Source organism: uncultured Prevotella sp. (assembly GCF_946407605.1).
Lineage (GTDB): Bacteria > Bacteroidota > Bacteroidia > Bacteroidales > Bacteroidaceae > Prevotella.
In genome coordinates, this window is sequence record NZ_CAMJOS010000018.1 from 1 (window position 1) to 19,279 (window position 19,279).

The 19,279-nt window shown below is 51.5% G+C and carries 13 protein-coding genes; 6 read left to right on the top strand and 7 right to left on the bottom strand.

Annotation, left to right across the window (positions count from 1 at the left end; translation table 11 throughout):
* The first annotated feature begins 217 nt into the window (after window positions 1-217).
* Window positions 218-1,453 carry a hypothetical protein gene (locus Q0R57_RS08730; protein WP_294746148.1) on the top strand — a complete coding sequence of 412 codons (1,236 nt, stop codon included), beginning with the start codon at window positions 218-220 and terminating at the stop codon, window positions 1,451-1,453.
* A 244-nt stretch (window positions 1,454-1,697) separates the two neighbouring features.
* Window positions 1,698-2,654, top strand: coding sequence for a hypothetical protein (locus Q0R57_RS08735; RefSeq protein ID WP_294746150.1), 957 nt, complete (start codon window positions 1,698-1,700; stop codon window positions 2,652-2,654).
* 282 nt (window positions 2,655-2,936) lie between these two features.
* Here the strand turns inward: Q0R57_RS08735 and Q0R57_RS08740 are convergent, their stop codons facing one another.
* The 7 genes from Q0R57_RS08740 to Q0R57_RS08770 form a co-directional block, all read right to left on the bottom strand.
* Window positions 2,937-3,389 carry a hypothetical protein gene (locus Q0R57_RS08740; protein WP_294746153.1) on the bottom strand — a complete coding sequence of 151 codons (453 nt, stop codon included), beginning with the start codon at window positions 3,387-3,389 and terminating at the stop codon, window positions 2,937-2,939.
* A gap of 155 nt (window positions 3,390-3,544) precedes the next feature.
* Window positions 3,545-4,741 carry an STAS domain-containing protein gene (locus Q0R57_RS08745; protein ID WP_294746155.1) on the bottom strand — a complete coding sequence of 399 codons (1,197 nt, stop codon included), beginning with the start codon at window positions 4,739-4,741 and terminating at the stop codon, window positions 3,545-3,547.
* Window positions 4,742-4,866: 125 nt separating this feature from the next.
* Entirely contained in the window at window positions 4,867-6,015 is a 1,149-nt protein-coding gene (locus Q0R57_RS08750; RefSeq protein WP_294746158.1) for a hypothetical protein, read from the bottom strand.
* A gap of 235 nt (window positions 6,016-6,250) precedes the next feature.
* The gene (locus Q0R57_RS08755) at window positions 6,251-7,435 is read right to left on the bottom strand and encodes a hypothetical protein (protein WP_294746161.1); all 1,185 of its coding nucleotides are present in this window, start codon (window positions 7,433-7,435) and stop codon (window positions 6,251-6,253) included.
* A gap of 26 nt (window positions 7,436-7,461) precedes the next feature.
* Window positions 7,462-8,703, bottom strand: a complete 1,242-nt coding sequence (locus Q0R57_RS08760) for a SusF/SusE family outer membrane protein (protein WP_294746163.1) — start codon at window positions 8,701-8,703, stop codon at window positions 7,462-7,464.
* A gap of 24 nt (window positions 8,704-8,727) precedes the next feature.
* Window positions 8,728-10,458: a RagB/SusD family nutrient uptake outer membrane protein gene (locus Q0R57_RS08765; protein WP_294746167.1), complete on the bottom strand. Its 1,731-nt coding sequence runs from the start codon at window positions 10,456-10,458 to the stop codon at window positions 8,728-8,730.
* A gap of 29 nt (window positions 10,459-10,487) precedes the next feature.
* Entirely contained in the window at window positions 10,488-13,550 is a 3,063-nt protein-coding gene (locus Q0R57_RS08770; protein ID WP_294746311.1) for a TonB-dependent receptor, read from the bottom strand.
* Window positions 13,551-13,790: 240 nt separating this feature from the next.
* Here Q0R57_RS08770 and Q0R57_RS08775 point away from each other — a divergent pair, with 240 nt between their 5' ends.
* The 4 genes from Q0R57_RS08775 to Q0R57_RS08790 all read left to right on the top strand — a co-directional run bounded on the left by Q0R57_RS08775 (window position 13,791) and on the right by Q0R57_RS08790 (window position 19,276).
* Window positions 13,791-14,816 carry a LacI family DNA-binding transcriptional regulator gene (locus tag Q0R57_RS08775; protein WP_294746170.1) on the top strand — a complete coding sequence of 342 codons (1,026 nt, stop codon included), beginning with the start codon at window positions 13,791-13,793 and terminating at the stop codon, window positions 14,814-14,816.
* Between the two features lie 58 nt (window positions 14,817-14,874).
* Window positions 14,875-16,185 (top strand): MFS transporter, encoded by a 1,311-nt coding sequence (locus Q0R57_RS08780; RefSeq protein ID WP_294746173.1) that lies wholly within the window; start codon window positions 14,875-14,877, stop codon window positions 16,183-16,185.
* A complete protein-coding gene (locus Q0R57_RS08785) occupies window positions 16,182-16,757 on the top strand; it encodes a phosphatase PAP2 family protein (protein ID WP_294746175.1) in 576 nt (191 codons plus the stop codon). Before Q0R57_RS08780 ends, Q0R57_RS08785 begins: the two co-directional genes overlap by 4 nt.
* A 104-nt stretch (window positions 16,758-16,861) precedes the next feature.
* A complete protein-coding gene (locus Q0R57_RS08790; RefSeq protein WP_294746178.1) occupies window positions 16,862-19,276 on the top strand; it encodes a 4-alpha-glucanotransferase in 2,415 nt (804 codons plus the stop codon).
* Window positions 19,277-19,279: the final 3 nt, after the last annotated feature.

The window sequence follows — 19,279 nt, forward strand, 5'->3', positions numbered from 1 at the left end:
GAAGGTTGATAGTCCCATATCTTTTTAAATAAGGTGTGGGACTATTTTGTGCCAGGAGGATGGCAGGTACCAGTCCCTTGTCATCTTAGTTTCGATCGAAAGAATTTTCGAGATGTCTCAAAAAATCCACGTAAATGTTTGGAATTAACAGTATAAGTTTGTATCTTTGCAGAAGTATTCCGTGATTATAAGATTCACTAACTTAATTATTAACAATATGAAAAAGTATTTTTATTTGATGAGCCTCATGGTGGGCTTGCTAGTTTGCTCTTTCAGCTTCATGGCCTGTGGCGATGATGACGATGACAAGGGTAGTACTACTCCTGGTGGAGGCGGTAGTGGCACAACAACGGCTACTGTTGATGCAGAAAAACTCATTGGCCTTTGGTATGGCATAGACGAGGATAGCGATAGCAAGGTGAATGTCTTCAGTATCAATTTCATGGCCAAAGGTGTAGGTGTATATTCAGAATTCAAGGCAAAGGCTAAGAATAACTGGGAGCCCGAAGCAGAGGCTGCTCAGATGACATGGGAATTGGACAACAATACTGTGAAATTCCTTGTGACAATACCTGATAAGGGTACTCAGGAGAGAAAGGCTGATATTCTGAAACTGACAGACAACGAGGTAGCCATCAAGCGCTACCTGGAAGAAGGCACAGACGAGATGACCCTGAAGCGTGCCCAGAACGAGCAGGAGATTGCAATGGTTTTTGAACAGTTGAGAGAAAGCAAGATAGAGGCTAATGCCGACCGGGGAGATCTTGGCATCAGCACGCCCGACCTGTGGGAAAGAACAGCTACCTCGCTGACTGTGCATGCGCATGTCACCGGTAGTGTCAGCGATTACCTATGGCAGTTCCCCAACTACAGCTGCGGCCTCATCTGGTGTCCCGCAAGCGAAGGCAAGCCAACGATGAACAGCAAAATCTACACCGCTGGCGGCGATGATATCTATTATGATATTGAAGGCCTCACCCCCGAAACCGAGTACAACGTGGCCGCCTGGCTTAAGTTTACGCCTGACAGCGAGCCCGTCATCAGCGAAGTCTGCACCTTCACCACCGACAAAGCGCCCCAACCGAACGGTAGCAACTGGGTCAGACTACTCGACGCGGAAGCTACGAGCAGCACCACCCTTACGGTCACCTTCACCGCCTACTACGACGACGAACCGACTGGTATCGGAGTGGTCTACAACACCACCGGCGCCCCCACACTTGACGACAAAGTCTACAATGGCTTCGACCACGTGAATAAGGAGACAGGCGAGACCGACGACACTATCCTGAGTTTTCAGGATATGGGCAATGGCGTGCGCCATGTTTCGGCCTTGATCAATAATGTCCAGCCTGGCACCACCTACCACATCCGTGGCTACATGTCATTCTCCCACGGCATCCTCCCCATATACTCCACTCAGGAACTCACCGTTACCACCCCCAAGGAGTAACACCACCTGAAACAGACAAGATTCCGAATAGTTAATCATTGGAATTGAATTAATCTATAATCTATGGGGACGGAGAATTCTCCGTTAAGACACTAGGTAAGAGGTGAGCGTCTCGCCAAATGGAAGAAGGTTGATAGTCCCATATCTTTTTTAATAAGGTGTGGGACTATTTTGTGCCAGGAGGATGGCAGGTACCAGTCCCTTGCCATCCGTAAGATTGAAGAGAACAAATTAGGAAATCATTATGAACAAGAAAACCATCATCACCGCACTAGTCGCCCTCGTCGCCATGTCAGCCGATTCACAGAGGCTTAACAAGGATGTTGAGAGGATTCAATATGTCTATGCCCTTAAAGTGGTCATCAACGATAGCGTCTGGAGTGGATTTGCTGATAAGCAATATGATGTACCTCTACTATATTATGGCGATACCTGTTGCTATGTGGTGAATCCCACGGAGAAGTTCTTGGCTAAGTATCCGTCAGTCTTGATACATAGCGACAACAACATCCAGATTTATCAGACGGAGAAAGTCGATGATAAACCATTCCACATGCATGTAACCTTCACAGATGAGGAAAGCAACATCGACTACCGCACACCCTTCATGAGATGCAGCAGTCTGGAGCAGACGAGTAAGACTATTCCAGATGTCACTTCAGTCAACGAATGGGCTACGATGGTGATGCATGAGTATTTTCATGGCTTCCAATTCAAGAACGATGGCTATCTGGAAACTTACGAAACAATCACCAATACGGTTTTGCCAGATACTCTAATCGCATTAGCTGCCTGTCATGGTTGGTACAAAGAAAGCATCACTCAGGAGAACGACTTGCTGCTAAAAGCAATTGATGCCAACGATATTGAGGCTTCAAGAGCCTATATCCAGTCGTTCTTTGAGTTGCGTAACGAACGCAGGGAAAGGGTGAAAAAGGAACTATGTATAGACATTGTAGCCTTGGAGCAGTTGTATGAAACGATGGAAGGTTCTGCTCGCTATATCGAATATTGTCTGTATCGGCATTTTGGAAACTTCAACCTGTCCGATGCCAAATGGCTATATACTGTTGGACGCAAGTATTACTATGCCACGGGATTCAATCTCCTCCGCCTATCAGACAAGTTGGAGATTGATTATAAATACGCGATATTCAAAGATGTGTCAACTGTAGAAAGGAATTTAAGAAATGTGTTCTAACATCAAGATGAATCGACTATAATTCGTGATGGCAGGTACCAGTCCCTTGTCATCTAAAGTGCACAACGGAACCGACCCCGTTGTGCACTTAGGAATCAGAGAATCTAACCATATCTCCGACCCCTTAATTCATAGAATAGATATCTACTATCTCATTGCATTATATTCTACGTAGAACTGATTTGGAGCACCAATCTTGAAATATTCGCGTTTGGCGCTAAATTTTGTATAGCAATCAACATCTTTGCTTTTTTCGATAGCGGCCTTTTTTGAATAGTTCTGTCAGAAAGAGTTTTCGATAAATTTCAGAGACTTATTACCCTCCTCAAATGAATAAGCTAGACGATTTGTGAACTTCAATGGGGTATTACTCTGATTATAAGTCTTTACCACTGCCGTGATTTTTGGGAAATCTATCTGTTTATCACACACCTGAACAAACTCTGGACAAATTTGATAATCAACAATCACTTTAAAAGCTTTGGCTGGAATGCATACAAATTCCTTTTCTTTTTCTGTTATAGCAGAGGAATAACCTGCCTTGGCACTAGCGAGACCTTTTGCAGAGACTGCCAAGGGAGTATAATAGTGAGAGGGCCAGTATCCATTTAAATCAATATATGTACGTGATACTGAATATCCAACACTAGCACTCGCAAATGACCTTGTTTCGTAAGTTCTATCTTTATAGTAATCAAAAGCAGCACCATTCTTTATGAAGAAAGACTGGGACATGTCAATAAATATATCACGAGCGCTGGGGACAACCTCCTGTATGGGATGCATGTAAGGTGAAAGGTGAAAAGTGAAAGGTGAAACGAAAGGTGCCGACTCAGAAATGGGCCGGTGCTTTATTATTGTATAAAAACGAATGAGAATAATCGGAATGATTATAATGTCCAGTCCTTGATGGTTTTGCAGACGTCGAGGAGGTAGTCGCGTCGGGCGGCGACACGCTGGTTGAAGAGGGCGACGCACTCGTCGATGAGCTGCTGGGGGAAGGAGTCGCTGAGGGCCAGCCAGCTGTAGTTGCGGATGCAGGCCACGGCGGCAATCTGCTCCTTGCGCAGCGCAATGACATCGGCAGGCAGGCCTTCGAAATAATAGTTGATGGCGAGGTCCCACAGCTTGTTGCCCATATCGCGGGGTATGCCGACGACGGTGTCGTAGTCGCCAATAAACAGCACCATGGAGGAATAGGCGTGGGCCAGGTCGAGGATGGGATGGCCGTAGCCCATCTCGCCCATGTCGATGAGCATGAGCTCGTCGTCGCCTTGTATCATGGCGTTCTTGGCCTGGAGGTCGAGGTGCAACAAACGGTTGCCAGCGGGTATGGCGTCGAGAATATGAAGCAGGAGGTCGATGGCCTGCTGGGGGAAGTAACGGCGGATATGGAGCACCTGCTGGCGTTCGTGGTCTAAGGCATTGGGGAGGGCACTGCCAGCAGGCACCTCGATGGCGTGGAGCTGACGGAAGAGCTGGGCGTACTGGCGTGCGAAGAAGTCGAGACGCTCGGGATGGTGCTTGATGCAGGTGCTGAGCGTGTGGGCCTGGAGCAGCTCATAGACCAGGCCGTACTGTGAGCCTACCTGTACGACATCGAAGGAGATGGCAGTGGGCATGCCCATGACAAAGGCTTCTTTCGACATGGTGATCTCATGGCGCACCTCGTCCATGGTGGTGCCTTCGCGGAACACCTTGATGATGGTGTCGTCGTTGAGGCGATAGACGGTGCCCACGCCGCCGATGCCGAGTATCTCGCAGCCGTCGAGGCTCACCTGTCGCAGCGCGCGCTCTACTGTCATCAGCTTGACGAAACCTGTCATGTTGAGAACATCGAACACCTCGGCATTGACGCCAACAATCTTGAAGTTGCTGAAGCGCTTGACAAGCGACAGCAGGATGCGGAGGCCTGAGCTGGAGATATAGTCCAGCTTGTTGGCATCGAGGGTGAGATGGCTGATGGTGCCAGCATGGTCGAGATGCTGGTCAATCTGGGCTTTGACGTCTGACGAGACAGAGGTGTCGAGACGTCCGCAGAGGGTGAGGGTGGCGTGGCCTTCGGTGTTGGAGAATTGTACTGTCATAAGTGTTGACGGGGGGCTGTGTTATTTAAAAGTGGCGGGTCCTTTCATGTGAAGGGGCCCGCCATAGTTGGATTTTTAGTAAGCAGTAAGTTGTTCCGTTTACTTCACAAACATTTTGTCTTCTCTTACTTCACAAACATTTTACGTCCGTTCTTGACGACGATGCCGCGGTAGTTGTTCTGAACACGCTGTCCCTGCAGGTTGTAGATGACAGAGACGACGGCGTTGGTCTTAACAGTGCTGATAGCAGCGGGATTGGCAACCTCGGTGGTAGCATAGAGCTCCTTGCTCTCAGGATTCCATACGAAGGTGACATCGTAGTTGCCAGCGGTCTCGACAGATACGGTTACGTTGTCGCCACCAGGCTGACCATCGGCACCGTAGTTCTCGTCCCAGCTGTGGTTAGCCAGCACCTTGAACTCATAGTTCTTCTCGGCCTCCATAGCCACGTTGTACTTCACCAGCTGGAAGGTACCGTCGCCCATGTCGGTCATGTCGTTGTTGGTGTCCGTCTGGTCCCAACCAGAACCCATCAGTTCCTCTACACCAGCGATGGTCCAAACCTTGTCGGCAATAACGGCGTCGCCAGTTTTCACGGTGCGGGCAGCTACGTCCTTGGTGTCCTTGTTGAAGGTGATGGTAACGGTGTAGGTACCATTCTCCTCGACGGTGAGGTTGTAGTTGTCAGCGGGATAAGCCTCGTCCCAAGCATGGTCGGCCACAATCTTGAAGCCATAGGATACGCCAGCCTCGAGCACAACGCCTTCCTTGGTGAGGATGTAGTTGATACCATCGGCAGATGTCATGTCATTGTCGGTATTTGCGGTGTCCCATGAGCTTCCGAAGATTGCTTCGGCACCTGCTACGGTCCAAGTCTGGTCGCCAAACTCGGCGTCGCCAGTCTTAGTGGTTTGTGTGGTGATTTTCTTTGCCTCGCTGTCGAATGTGATGTTGACGGTGTACTTACCGTTTTCTTCCACGCGGAGCTCGTAGTTGTCGCTCTCTTGTCCACCAGCTGCACCACCGTAGATCTCCTCGCTCCAAGAGTGGTTCTTCACAATCTTGAACTCATACTTTGCACCAGCCTTCATGGCAACGTCCTTCTTTTCCCATGTGTAGATCTTGCCGTCGGTAGAGGTCATGTTGTTGGCCTCGTCTTCTACGTTCCAATTGCTACCGCAGAGTGCTTCTGTACCAGCTACGGTCCAAGTGTCCTGAGCCTGCATGCCAAGGGCAGCGGTCAGCATGACGATAAGAGTAAAGATTTTCTTCATAATCGTTTTGTTTTTAAATGTTGTAATAATGTTAGTTAATATGATTTTGTTGTAATGTTCGGTTTTCGAGGACAAAGGTATATAATAATGTGGAATGTTGTTCAAAGAATGATGAAAAAAATAGTGATATGACTGTGCAATCGTTTACACAGGTTTGCACACAGTTGTACAAAACAATACAGGCGGACGACCCGAGGATGGGCGTCCGCCTGTTGTTACAAAGGGGTAGGGTAGCTTATTCTGTAGGCACGAAGTGGGCTGCACCAGTGATGTCGCAGAAGTAAACCTGATAGGTGCCTGCGGGCACGGCAATGTTTTTCTTGCCCATCTCGAGCGTCTTGGCCCAGACATCGTCGTCGACGGTCCAGTCGGCATCGGCGTCGCCAAAGCCCCAGTCGGTAGTCCAGGCGTGGTCGGCACGGAACTTCAGCTGGGTGTCGGCAGCGATGGTGACCTTGACGAACCAGTTGTGCTTGGCCTTATCGACAGCCTCCATATCGATGTCGGTGTTCCAGTCGCCACCAATGCCGATGAGTGAGATGACACCGTAGGCGGCAGGGTTCTGGTCTTCGAGCTTCACCCACTGATAGGTGAGCTTCTCGAGGTCAATAGTGAAGGTGTAGTATTCCTTGGTGGGCGAGAAGATAGAGGCGTTGCGGCCCTGCTCGAGCTTGCCTTCGGTGCCCTTGTAGCTGGTGGGCTTCTCTTCGCCAGAGCCATAGAGCTTGGTGAAGTCCTTCTTCTTGTAACCCTCCTGCCAGTACTTGGAGTTCCACACGCGGATATCGCCGCTGCTGACGAACTTAGAGGTGTAGGTGTAGACCACGTCGCTGGTGGGGTCGGGGGTCATCACAGCCTTGTAGGCCTCCTCGGCAGTAGACTTCAGGAGCACGTTGCCGTAGATGTAGTAGTAGGGGTTCTCGAGCTCCTCGGGGGTGATGCGCAGGGTGAAGTCGCCCAGCTCGATGAGGAAGGCTTCCTTGCCCTTGAAGGCGTTGGCCAGCAGCTTGGCCTTGAACACACGCTCGGTGACTTTCTTACCATAGAAGGTATAGACCAGCTTGGCCAGGTCTTCCTTGGCAATCATGCCGTTGGCGGCCACCTTGGCCTTCGTGGCCAGGTTCTGACCCTTGTCGGCAGGCCATGCCTCGAAGCGCAGGCTGTCGAAGGTCATGCCCTCGGGCAGGGTGCCCATCTGCAGGGTAAACAGCTGGATGGAGTCCTCGGTCATGGTGCCCAGGTTGATATTCGACGAGGCGGCGGCGGTGGGTGTAGCCACGAAGCCGGTGATGTCGGTCATGTTGATGACCTCGCCCTGCGGATAGACCACAGGCTCTGGGAAGTCGTTATGACTCTCGTCGCAGGCGGTCAGAGACCAGCCTGCCAGGACGAGCATCAATGATAAAAATATCTTTTTCATATTGTTGCGTTGTTTTTAGGGGTTCATTATTTCTTGAGTTCGCCAGTATCGTCAGAGAACTTCAGACGCACCTTCTGGCCAATATAGCCGTTGACACGCTCCTGGTCGCCGCCATTGCCGCGATATACAATCTTCTTCTCGAAGACGAAGAACTCGGACTTCCACCAGTCGTAGCTCTTCACCTTGACATAGGCACGTGTGCCGCCATCGCCCACGACAGCGCTGGTGAGTGCAGGCGATACGAACTCGCCGTCCATGGTGGTAGGCGTCTCGAACTTCACATACTCGGTGAAGTTTTCGCGCAGGTCTTTCTCCTTCCAGCAGTTGGCGATGATACCCTTCTCGGCATCGTCCTGGGCAAAGATACCCTTGGTGCCGTCCTTACCCACAGCGTCGGCGTTGGCAATGCTGGTGCCGATGAGCCATACCTCGGCAGGCTCGAAGCTGAAGGTGAGCTCCATGGTGCGCTTGTCGTTGTCGCACTTACTCTCGATGATCATGGTGTACCAGCCTTCGGTGTCGGCAGTAATCTTACCTGTCTCATCGACCTTGAAGCCTGCGGTCTTCGACTTATAGGAAACGGTGATGTAGTCATCGGCATAGTTGGGAACATCCTTCACAGGACTGGTCTGGATGCCGTTCTTGTTGATCCATGCAATACGCCAGTGGACGCTGGTGGCACCGTTGACAGGAGTCGTAGGCACGGCTTTCTCCCAGTTGTTCTCGGTGAAGTCGCCCATGACAAACAACTGCTCAGGCATCTCAACATCGGGCAGGGCGAAGCCTGTCTTCACCTTGTTGAACTTCACCACGTTAGAGTAGGTGTCGGTACCCTCCACACCATCGATATAGGCGTGTATGCGCATGTAGATGGGGGTCTCGACAGGGAAGTCCTCCTGCTTTAGTTGCTTCTTGTCCATCATCTGCTTGGTGACGCCTATGGCCACCTCGCGGCTAGCCACATCCATACCGTTCTTCGAGTAGGTGGTGGTGAGTCGGGTGGGGTTGCTCATATCCTCGTCGATAGACACCTGCAGCGCATAGGTCACCGTGGCGGGGAAGCCGTAGTTGGGCGCTGTGCAGGCAAAGAATATGGTGTCAGTATTCTGCAGGTCGTAGAAGCCACCGGCAAAGGTGGGGGTGTTCATCGTGATGGGGTCTTGCGTCTTGGTGAGGTCGAGCACGGGGTTGTCGTCGCGATCGGCATCACAGGCTGCAAAGAGGAATGCACCCACCAGCAGAGCAGAGAAAATACTTAGTTTTTTCATATCTGTAATGTGTTATGAGGTTGCTTATTTATAATTCGGTTTGATGTTGGGGTTGGCATTCAACTCGCTATCAGGTATGGGGAAGATGTTGAAGCGGGCGTCGATCATCGTGCCTGCCTGGGCACCACCCATCCATTCCCACTTGTAGTCGTTCTGACCAGCAAAGCGGTTCCAGCGGACAAGCACCATGCGGCGCATGCCTTCGAAGCCGAACTCGCGCGACCACTCCTGGAAGATTTCCTCGAGGGTGAACTTGTTAAGGGCGTCGGCACCAACGCCGTCGTACTTGTTACCCGTCTTTACGTTGGCACGCTTGCGCAACGCCTTGATACGCTCCACACCAGCTGAGGTGCACTCGCCGTTGTTGAGGCGGGCGTCGCACTCGGCAGAGATGAGGTAAGCCTCGGCCAGGCGCAGCATGGGATAGTCGGTATCGACAAACTGACCACCGGCATGATGGCCTGAGGTGCCGTCGGAGTGGATGTTGTTGAACTTCATATAGATAAGACCCTGGTTCTTGTCGCTCTCCTTAGCGATGATAAGCTTCTGGCCCTGGGTGTAGAAGATGGCACGGTCGTCGCCCACAGCGGCGGTGTTCTTGTAAGGCAGGTTCTCGCCTACGCTGGCGTTGGAAGCCGTCTTGCCGAAGAATACCTTTGAGAACTGCTGACGGGCACGCAGGCCGATGTCCCACGATTCGGAAGTGCCGTAGCCTACGACCTTGACTGCCAAAGGCAGGTCGGCCTCGGCCATGCCGGCATAGGCAGGATCATCAGGATTGCCATAGAGGTGCTCCTTCTTCATATTCTCTGATACGGGGGCTGCAATCATAAACAGCGAGCCACCCCAGGTCTGGGTCTTCTCACCATCGTGGAGGGCGGGCAGGATAATCTCGTCCTGAGCACCGTTGGTGTCGTTGTCGCCCATGAACAGCAGCTGATAGGCGCTGAAGCCGTTCTTCGGCGTGGTGCACAGCGTATAGGCGGTGCCGATGGTCATATCAGCATATTTCTTGGCATCCTCCCAGCGGGCTGTGCCGGTATAGACCTCGGCATTCAGATACATGCGAGCCAGCAGCAGCATGCCTGCAGCCTTGTCGGCACGTCCATAGTCCACAGTCTTGGCCTCGGCCAGCACCTCGTCGCCGCTACCCTCGCCAATGATGTCCTTCAACTCGCTCTCCAGGAAGGTGAAGAGGTCGGCACGCTGAATCTGTGGCGGGTTCTCGCTCGACAGCTTGGTGAGGAACGGCGGGTTGGCGTAGAGGTCCATCAGGTAGAAATAATGCAATGCGCGCATAAAGCGGGCTTCGGCACGCTTCTGCTTGGTGGCTGCATCGCCGCCGTTGGCATTCTCTAGATAGAAGTTGCAGATGGTGACACCAAACATCAGGCGGTAGTAGAGCGCCTTGATCATCACGTTAGAGTTGGTCCACGTGTCGCGGTTCAGCTCAGGCATGCCTGGGTCGTTCCACCAGCAGTGACCCTCGTCGGTGGTCAGGGTGTTCATGTTCCAGATGAGGCGCGTCATGTTCGATGTACCCTCGTCAATATCGTCAAGGTCGCTGTCGCCGTTAGGTCCAATCTGACCTGTGAGCACCAGGTTTCCGTAAATCTTGTTGAAGATGTAGTCTTCGTTGAAGTCGGATACTTCCTGCGGATTGATATTGCTTACCTCGAGGTCCTTCACACACGATGTGGTGAAGACAGCAGCGCAGGCAAACATTGTAACCGGTAAAATATATCTCAGTTTCATAATCGTTTCGTTTTTTTTTAGGTTTTCCATTAGAAGTTCAGACTGACGCCCAGAATGGTGGTGATAGGACGGGGATAGATGTCGCCGTCGACACCGCTGGCCACCTCAGGATCAATGCCTGTGTAATTGGTGATGGTGAACACATTCTGAACAGTACCATAGATTCGTCCGCTAATGTTGGTGTCGAACAGCTTATCGAAGCTGTAGCCCAAAGTGATGTTGTCCATCTTCAGGAACGAGGCGTTCTCAACAAAATAGTCAGAGGCATACTGCTGCTGCGACACATTGGTGAAGCCGCGCTCCACAGAGGCCACACGGAGGTTGCTCAGGTTGCCGTTGGTATAGACGCTGCCTGCACCCACATTGCTGGAGCCGGAAGCGGTGCTGTTGAACACATAGTTGCCAAGGCTGGCACGCATCGAGAAGCCGAGGTCCCACTGTTTGTACTGCAGTTTGGACGACAGACCCATGAGCACGTCGGCTGCGGGCTTATAGTAATAATAGCGGTCGCCACCATCCAGATAGCCGTTGCCATTGCGGTCAACGAAGGTGTTGGGGATGGGGTTGCCGTTCTGGTCGTAAACCTGTTGGTAAACGTGGAAGGCGCTGACGGGCTTGCCTACGGTGTGGGCCTGGATGTTACCACCAGTACCTGTCAGACCGCCGCCAGTCTCAACGAAGTAGTCATCGCCCTCGCCGCTGATCAGCTCGTCAATCTCGTTCTTGTTATAGGTGAAGTTATAGCTCACCTCCCAGCGCCAGTCCTTGCTCTGGATGGGGCGTACGGTGGTCATAAACTCGAAACCTGTGTTGTGCAAAGAACCGATGTTGCTCTTTACCTTATTACGGAAGTTAGAACCTGCTGCCACGAAGACGTCGTTGATCAGGTCGGTGGTCTTGCGATAGTACCAGTCGAGGCTGAATTCTACGCGATTATTTAGGATAGCGAGGTCGATACCTGCATTGTAGGTAGTGGTCTTCTCCCAAGTAAGATGGGGGTTATAGGCCTGAGGACGATAGGTGGTGCCGTTGCCCAGCACAGGATAGAGGGCGTGGGCGTTGGCATTGGGCTTGAACACGGGGATATAGGTGTAGTCGCCAATACCTTCCTGCTGACCTGTCATACCCCAACCTAAGCGCATCTTGGCGTCGCTGAGGAAGTCAATGTTCTTCAGGAACGGCTCTTCCTTCATGCGCCATGCAAAGGCCACAGAGGGGAAGTAACCCCACTGCTGGTTGTCGTTGCCTGCCAGCCAGTTGAAACGTGACGAACCATCGGCACGCAGCGTGAAGGTCAGCATGTAGCGGTCCATGAGTGAGTAGTTCAGACGTCCGAAGAACGACACAAGGTAGTTCTCTGACTCATAGAGCGTCACCTGGTCCTCGGCAGGCTCGTTATAGTATGCACCAGGGTTGGTGGTGTTGCTGTCAGGCACGGTGCCGTGGCTGTACCAGTCGGTCTTGACATGGAAGTGCTGCCACTCGTAACCTGCCATGATGTCGAAGTGATGAACCTTCAGGAAGTCCTTCATGTACTGGGCATAGAGTGAGAGCTGGAGGTTATAGCTGTCCTTGGTGTTCCAGCCATCGGAGCCATAGTAATAGGCCGAAGGCGACAGCGGGCTGCGTGTGGTGTTCTGCTTACCTGTTGAGAGGTCCATAGCTGCATTGGCATGCAGGTGAAGGTCTTCGAAGCCGTGGATGGCGTAGTCAACCTCGACATTACCCAGCAAGCTCTTCGACCTGGCGCGGTTGTTGACCTGATACAGTGAGGCAACGGGGTTGGATGTGCCCTTAGGCATATAGAGCCAGCTGCCGCCACCCTCGTAAGAGGCTGTGGTGTAGCTCTGCACATAGCCACCGAAATAATCCTGATAGATGTCGTTGCTGCCAGTCACAGCCTTGGTGGGATCCATAGAGATGGCTGCACCCACCACGCCGTCGGCATAGCGGTTCTTGGCGTACATACCCTTACCATTGATGTTCAGCTTCAGATGGTCCTTCAGCAATGAAGGCGAGATATTGAAGCTGGCAGTATAACGGGTGAAGTTTGAGGTCTTCAGAATGCCGTTCTGGCTGGTGGCGCCGAGTGACAGGCGATAGGGCATGTTCTTCAGACCACCCGACATGGTGATGTTGTGGTCGTTGGAAACGGCTGTCTGGAATATCTCGTCCTGCCAGTCGGTATTAGCGTACTGCTTGTTGCCGTTTGCGTCAAGATAGCCCAACTCGCGATAGGCGTCGCTATCCTCACCATACAGGTTTTTGATGTAACTCATCAGACCAGGACCATCGAGCACGTCAGTGGTCTTTTTCTTGGTGCTGATACTCACGTTACCACTATAATTAAAGGTGGGCTTTTGTCCGCTGCGGCCTTTCTTGGTGGTGATGATAATCACACCGTTAGAGGCACGGCTACCATAGATAGCTGTGGCAGAGGCATCCTTCAGCACGGTGAACGACTCGATATCGTTGGGGTTGACCATAGACAGAGGATTGGCCAAACCCTGAACACCATAGTTGTCCATAGCCAGACCATCAATCACTATCAGAGGGTCGTTAGAGGCGTTCAGCGACGAACCACCACGAATGCGGATCTGAGCACCACCGCCAGGGGTACCATCGCCAGGGGTCACTGCCACACCAGCAATCTTACCGCTAATCATGTCTTGAGCGTTGATGTTCAAGCCGTGGTTCTTGTCATCGGGCTTGATGGCTGTCACAGAACCAGTAAGGTCGGTCTTCTTAGCGCGTCCGTAACCAATGACCACCACATTCTCGAGAAGGGCGGCATCGTCCTGAAGGGTTACCACCAGATTGGGGGCTGCTTTCACTGTAGCTGTCTGGTAGCCTACATAAGTAACAGAGATGTTGGCACCCTGATCTGCTTTCAACTGGAAGTTACCGTCGAAATCACTCACAGTGGCCGTCTGAGTACCTACCACACGAATGGTGGCGCCGATAATCGGCTCGCCCAGAGCATCTTTAACATGACCTTTGACGTCGATTTGCGCAAAGGCTCCTACCGAAAGGAATAGTCCTAACATCAGGACAAGCATCCTTAACGGGGTACGAATGATTAATTGCTTCATCATTTGTCTTTTAAGTTAGTATTTTTGGTTATAAGTTCTCGTATTGTTAATGTGGATGTTGTAAATCCGAGTGCAAAGTTAAGATTTGTTTTTAATTGTTTCATAATATTTTGAACACAAATTCGTTATTATATAGTGCAAACGTTTGCATAGTAAGAGGTGTAATATTACGCAGCAGAGAAATAGGATGTAGGCAAATATTCCATATCTTTGTAACGTCAAAACAAACAATACGACCTGATGAAAGAGATAGCATCACTTACGATGAAGGATATTGCTGCCGAGATGGGTGTCTCGGTAGCCACCGTCTCGCGTGCCCTGAAGGACTCGCCTCGCATATCGAAAGACATGCGGCAGAAGATTCAGCAATATGCTCGCGAACATAACTTCACACCTAATGTGCTGGCTGAGTCGTTGCGACGCAGCAAGGTGCAACCCATGAAGGTGATTGGCGTCATCGTACCAGAGCTGGTGCACTATTATTTTATGACTATCCTGAAAGGCATTGAGGAGGAGGCTGAGGCTCGTGGCTATCGTATCATGGTGGCACAGAGTGGCGAGCGCTATGAGAAGGAAGTCAGACTGTGTCAGTCTTTTTACGAGAACAAGGTCTGTGGCATCATTGTGTCGCAGGCAAAGGACACGCAGCACTACGAACACTTCCAGAAGCTTATCGACGCGGGAGTTCCCTTGGTGTTTTATGATAGGATATGTACGGGCGTGAATGCTAGTAGGGTAGTGGTCGATGATTATACGGGGGCCTTCAATGCGGTGAGTCACCTTATTCAGACGGGCTGCAGGCGAATTGCCTTCTTCGGTTCGCAGATGAACCTGGAGATTGCCAAGAACCGCTTCAATGGCTATAAGGATGCGCTGCTGAAACACGGGCTGCCTTTCGACGACACGCTGACGCGTATCTGCGACAACCGCATGGATGCGGAAATCATCACACCATCGCTGTTTGATGGTGACTATTACCCTGATGCGTTCTTTGCCGTCAACGATGATACTGCCATCGGTATCCTCTATACTGTGAAGCGTATGGGCTTGCGAGTGCCGGAGGATATCAGCATCTGCGGCTTTACCAATGGTGAGCGAGCCATCGCTTGTGAGCCAATGCTGACTACGGTGGAGCAGCGTGGCGTGATGGTGGGTGAAGAGGCTGCCAGTATCCTGATAGGCCATGTGGAAGGCACCATCCCCTTGGAACGGGCCGAAAAACGTGTCGTGCGCACGCGCCTAATATTAAGAGGTACTACTAGATAGGTGAAAGTTGAAAAGTGAAAGTTGAAAAGTGAAAGGTGAAAGATAATACAAATACGATATGAAAACGAAACCTGATTTAAGTTTTTGGAAACTATGGAACCTGAGCTTTGGGTTCTTTGGCGTGCAGATAGCCTACGCCTTGCAGAGTGCTAACATCTCGAGAATCTTCCGTACGCTGGGTGCTGACCCGCACGACCTGAGTTTCTTCTGGATTCTGCCACCCTTGATGGGCATCTTGGTGCAACCCATTGTGGGTACATTGAGCGATAAGACATGGACTCGTTTCGGTCGCCGCATACCTTATCTCTTCGTAGGTGCTGCGATGGCTGTGGTCGTGATGTGCCTACTGCCTAATGCTGGCTCGCTGGGACTGACAACAGTGGGTATGGTGCTGATAGTGGGCTTGCTGGCGTTGATGTTACTCGATACAAGTATCAACATGGCGATGCAGCCATTCAAGATGCTGGTGGGCGACATGGTGAACGAGGTGCAGAAAGCCAAGGCTTACAGCATCCAGTCGTTCTTGTGCAACGCCGGTAGTGTGGTGGGCTTCCTGTTCCCATTCTTCTTCGCATGGCTGGGACTGAGTAATGTGGCCCCCGAGGGCGTCGTGCCTGATACGGTTATCTGGTCGTTCTATGTCGGCGCTGCTATCCTCATTGTCTGTGTCATTTATACCACGCTGACGGTGAAGGAGTGGAATCCAAAGGAGTATGCAGAATATAATGAGGCCAGTGCTGAAGGCGAAGCGAGTCAGTCAAGTGGCAATTGGCTCGTTCTGCTGAAAAATGCCCCTGCCACCTTCTGGCGTGTGGGCTTGGTGCAATTCTTCTGCTGGGCGGCGTTCCTGTATATGTGGACCTATGTCGTTGATGCTGTGTCGCTGACGGTGTGGGGAACGGCTGATGCCGAGACGGCAGCTTATCAGGAAGCTGGTAACTGGACGGGTGTACTTTATGCTATTCAGGCGCTGGGTAGTGTGGCCTGGGCTATGGTGCTGCCACGTTTTGCTAATACGAAACTAGCCTACTCCGTCAGTTTGATTCTGGGTGGTATCGGCTTCGCCCTGATTCCATTCTGTCCTGACCGCTATCTGCAGATAGTACCCTTCCTGCTGATTGGCTGTGCATGGGCTGCGATGTTGGCTATGCCTTTCACGTTTGTTACCAATGCCCTGCAGGGACGTGGACATATGGGCGCCTATCTGGGGCTGTTTAACGGCACCATCTGCCTGCCGCAGATCATTGCAGCTCTTTGTGGCGGACAAATTTTGCACTTGGTAGGCATGCAGGATAGTATGATGTTTGTGGTTGGTGCCCTGCTGCTCGTTGGTTCTCTTTGCGTATTTGCCATCAAGGATAAGAGATGAGGGATGATGGTCTGAGAGCCGCGATAATACGTCTCGTCGTGGTCTTGCTGATATTTTGTCCGAGGGCTGCTTCTGCCCAGGGAGAAGCCTTCGACGATGTGATGCAGCATGTGCCGATGGCTTCGGCCTTTGCCATGCGGGCCTGTGGCGTTAAGAGCGAGTCACCTACGTGGACAGAGTTTATTGCAACGGCAGGCGTCTCCTATCTGGTAGGTACTGGCGTGACCTACGGACTGAAGCATACTGTGAAGGAATGGCGTCCTGACGATAGCGACCAGCGTTCGTTTCCATCTGGACATTCTATGTATGCTTTTGCTGGAGCCACCACGTTGCGTCATGAATACGGCCATCTGTCACCATGGATTACTGTTGGCGGCTATGGACTGGCTACATTGGTGGCAGCAGACCGCGTGAGACGGGATCGCCATTATGTGCATGATGTGTGTGCCGGAGCTGCCATCGGACTGCTGGGTACGGAGCTGACCTATTATCTGAAAAAGAAGTATATCAAGTCAAAAATACTGGACGTTTCCTTTACAGGACAGGGCTTTTCCCTGTATGTTGTCTTGTAAAGTAGTGCAAACGTTTGCATCGTTTCTTGCCCATGAAATGCGCAAAAGCTTTTGTCGCATGGGAAAATTGTCGTACTTTTGACGAAAAAATAAAACCTAAGCAAATGAAACTACTATTTAATCTCGAGTATCGGACGAATTTCGGAGAGGAATTGGTGTTGAACGTGATAGGTGAAAACCAACAGGTTGAGCAGCATGTCATGTCAACACAGGATGGCTATCGCTGGACGGTTGAAATGAACGGTAAACAGGCTGTGGCTGGGAAATTTATGGATTATTACTACAGCTTGATGCGTGGTGACAAAGAGATACGCCACGAATGGCTGGTAGAGCCCCACCGCCTGGAGTTTGCAGCCAAGAAAGGTGTGCGCTATACTATTTACGACCACTGGATTGATACGCCAGAAGATAGTTATATGTACTCATCGGCATTTACCGATTGTGTGATGTCACGTGAACGACAGCTTAGCACAGGAACAGAGTTTAAACGGACCATCCGTCTGAAGGTGCGTGCTCCACAGTTGCGCAATGGCGAACGACTTGCACTGGTAGGCTCATCGCTCTATTTGGGTGAGTGGGACTGCTCGAAGGCACTGCCGATGGCAGAACACGAGAGTCATGAGTGGGTGGTCAGTCTTGATGCAGACCTGCTGCCTGATGTGGTGGACTATAAGTTTATCATCTTAGGCAACGACTCTGTTATCTGGGAGAATTGCGAGAATCGCATATTGGTGAAACCCGCTATGGAGATTGGCGAGGTGGTGGTCATCGAGGTGCAGCAGTCGTGGTTCAGTATCCCGCTGTGGAAGGGCGCTGGTACTGTGATTCCCGTCTTCTCGCTGCGTAGTGAGGGGAGCTTCGGCGTAGGCGACTTCGGCGACCTGAGGATGATTGTAGACTGGTGTGCCAAGACGGGTCAGAACGTGCTGCAGATACTGCCTATCAACGATACTACTATCACTCATACCTGGCAGGACTCTTATCCCTACAACTCTATCAGCATCTATGCCCTGCATCCGCAATATACCGATTTGCGTCAGTTGCCAGCCCTGAAGGATGAGACTCTGAAAGCGAAGTACGAAACGCTGCGCCAGGAACTGAATGCCTTGCCACAGATAGACTATGAACGCATGATGGAGGCCAAGATGGGTTATCTGCAGGCTATCTTCAAACAAGAGGGTGCCACCATCAAACGTCGTGCTTCCTATAAGAAGTTCGTCGATGACAACCGCCAGTGGCTGGAGCCCTATGCCCGCTTCTGCTTCTATCGTGATAAATACGGTACCGCCACCTTCTCTGAGTGGCCCAAGAGCCTGCCGAAGGCTGATGCTAAGGTGCTCGACTTCTGGTATTTCATCCAGTATGTCCTCGACCAGCAGATGCGTGCTGCCCACGAGTATGCACGTAAGAATAAGGTGATACTGAAGGGTGATATCCCCATCGGCATCAGTCGCGATGGCGTGGAAGCATGGGTAGAGCCGCGTTACTTCAACCTCAACGGACAGGCTGGAGCACCACCCGATCCCTTCTCGGACGACGGACAGAACTGGGGCTTCCCCACCTACAACTGGGACGAGATGCTCAAGGACGACTGCTCGTGGTGGGTGCGCCGCTTCCGCAAGATGGCGGAGTATTTCGACGCCTATCGTATAGATCACGTGCTGGGTTTCTTCCGCATCTGGGAGATTCCCGTACCTGAGAAGTCTGGTCTGATGGGACAGTTTGCCCCCGCCCTCGGTATGAGTCGTGAGGAGATTGAGGCCTATGGCGTATATGGTCATCTGGACGATTTGTTCTTGGTGGACCATAAGCGTGCAGACCGCTGGCATCCTCGTATCTCCATTCAGTTCAAGCCTGCCTACCAGCAATTGTCTGACGAGGAGAAGGATAACTTCAATCATCTGTACAACGACTATTTCTATCGTCGCAACAACCAGTATTGGTATAATGAGGCCATGAAGAAGCTGCCTCGCCTGACGCAGGCCACCCGTATGCTGGTATGTGCCGAGGACCTGGGAATGGTGCCCGACTGCGTGCCTTGGGTGATGAACGAATTGCGCATCCTCTCTCTGGAGATTCAGTCGATGCCCAAAGACCCTAGTGTTCGCTTCGGACAGCTGCAGCTGAACCCCTATCGTTCGGTTTGCACCATTTCTACGCACGATATGCCTACGTTGCGCCAATGGTGGGACGAGGATGAGGCTCGCACGCAAGACTACTTTAACAGCGAGTTGCACCACGAGGGGCCCGCTCCCCATCCTATGCCAGTATCGCTCTGCAAGGAGGTGGTTGCCCGTCATCTGATGTCGCCCTCTATGCTCTGTCTACTGTCGTTACAGGATTGGCTCTCTATCGACGAGCATCTGCGCTTGCCTGACCAGAACGCAGAACGTATCAATATTCCTGCTAATCCCCGTCACTACTGGCGCTATCGTATGCACCTCACCATTGAACAACTGCTCAAGGCTGATGACTTCAACCACGAGGTAACGCTACTTATTAAACAAGGAAACAGATAAGAC

Coding starts and splice junctions, on each gene's coding strand:
- Q0R57_RS08735 (WP_294746150.1), top strand. CDS start 1,698: ATGAACAAGAAAACCATCATCACCGCACTAGTCGCCCTCGTCGCCATG.
- Q0R57_RS08775 (WP_294746170.1), top strand. CDS start 13,791: ATGAAAGAGATAGCATCACTTACGATGAAGGATATTGCTGCCGAGATG.
- Q0R57_RS08780 (WP_294746173.1), top strand. CDS start 14,875: ATGAAAACGAAACCTGATTTAAGTTTTTGGAAACTATGGAACCTGAGC.
- Q0R57_RS08785 (WP_294746175.1), top strand. CDS start 16,182: ATGAGGGATGATGGTCTGAGAGCCGCGATAATACGTCTCGTCGTGGTC.
- Q0R57_RS08770 (WP_294746311.1), bottom strand. CDS start 13,550: ATGAAGCAATTAATCATTCGTACCCCGTTAAGGATGCTTGTCCTGATG.
- Q0R57_RS08750 (WP_294746158.1), bottom strand. CDS start 6,015: ATGAAGAAAATCTTTACTCTTATCGTCATGCTGACCGCTGCCCTTGGC.
- Q0R57_RS08745 (WP_294746155.1), bottom strand. CDS start 4,741: ATGACAGTACAATTCTCCAACACCGAAGGCCACGCCACCCTCACCCTC.
- Q0R57_RS08730 (WP_294746148.1), top strand. CDS start 218: ATGAAAAAGTATTTTTATTTGATGAGCCTCATGGTGGGCTTGCTAGTT.
- Q0R57_RS08790 (WP_294746178.1), top strand. CDS start 16,862: ATGAAACTACTATTTAATCTCGAGTATCGGACGAATTTCGGAGAGGAA.
- Q0R57_RS08765 (WP_294746167.1), bottom strand. CDS start 10,458: ATGAAACTGAGATATATTTTACCGGTTACAATGTTTGCCTGCGCTGCT.
- Q0R57_RS08760 (WP_294746163.1), bottom strand. CDS start 8,703: ATGAAAAAACTAAGTATTTTCTCTGCTCTGCTGGTGGGTGCATTCCTC.
- Q0R57_RS08740 (WP_294746153.1), bottom strand. CDS start 3,389: ATGTCCCAGTCTTTCTTCATAAAGAATGGTGCTGCTTTTGATTACTAT.
- Q0R57_RS08755 (WP_294746161.1), bottom strand. CDS start 7,435: ATGAAAAAGATATTTTTATCATTGATGCTCGTCCTGGCAGGCTGGTCT.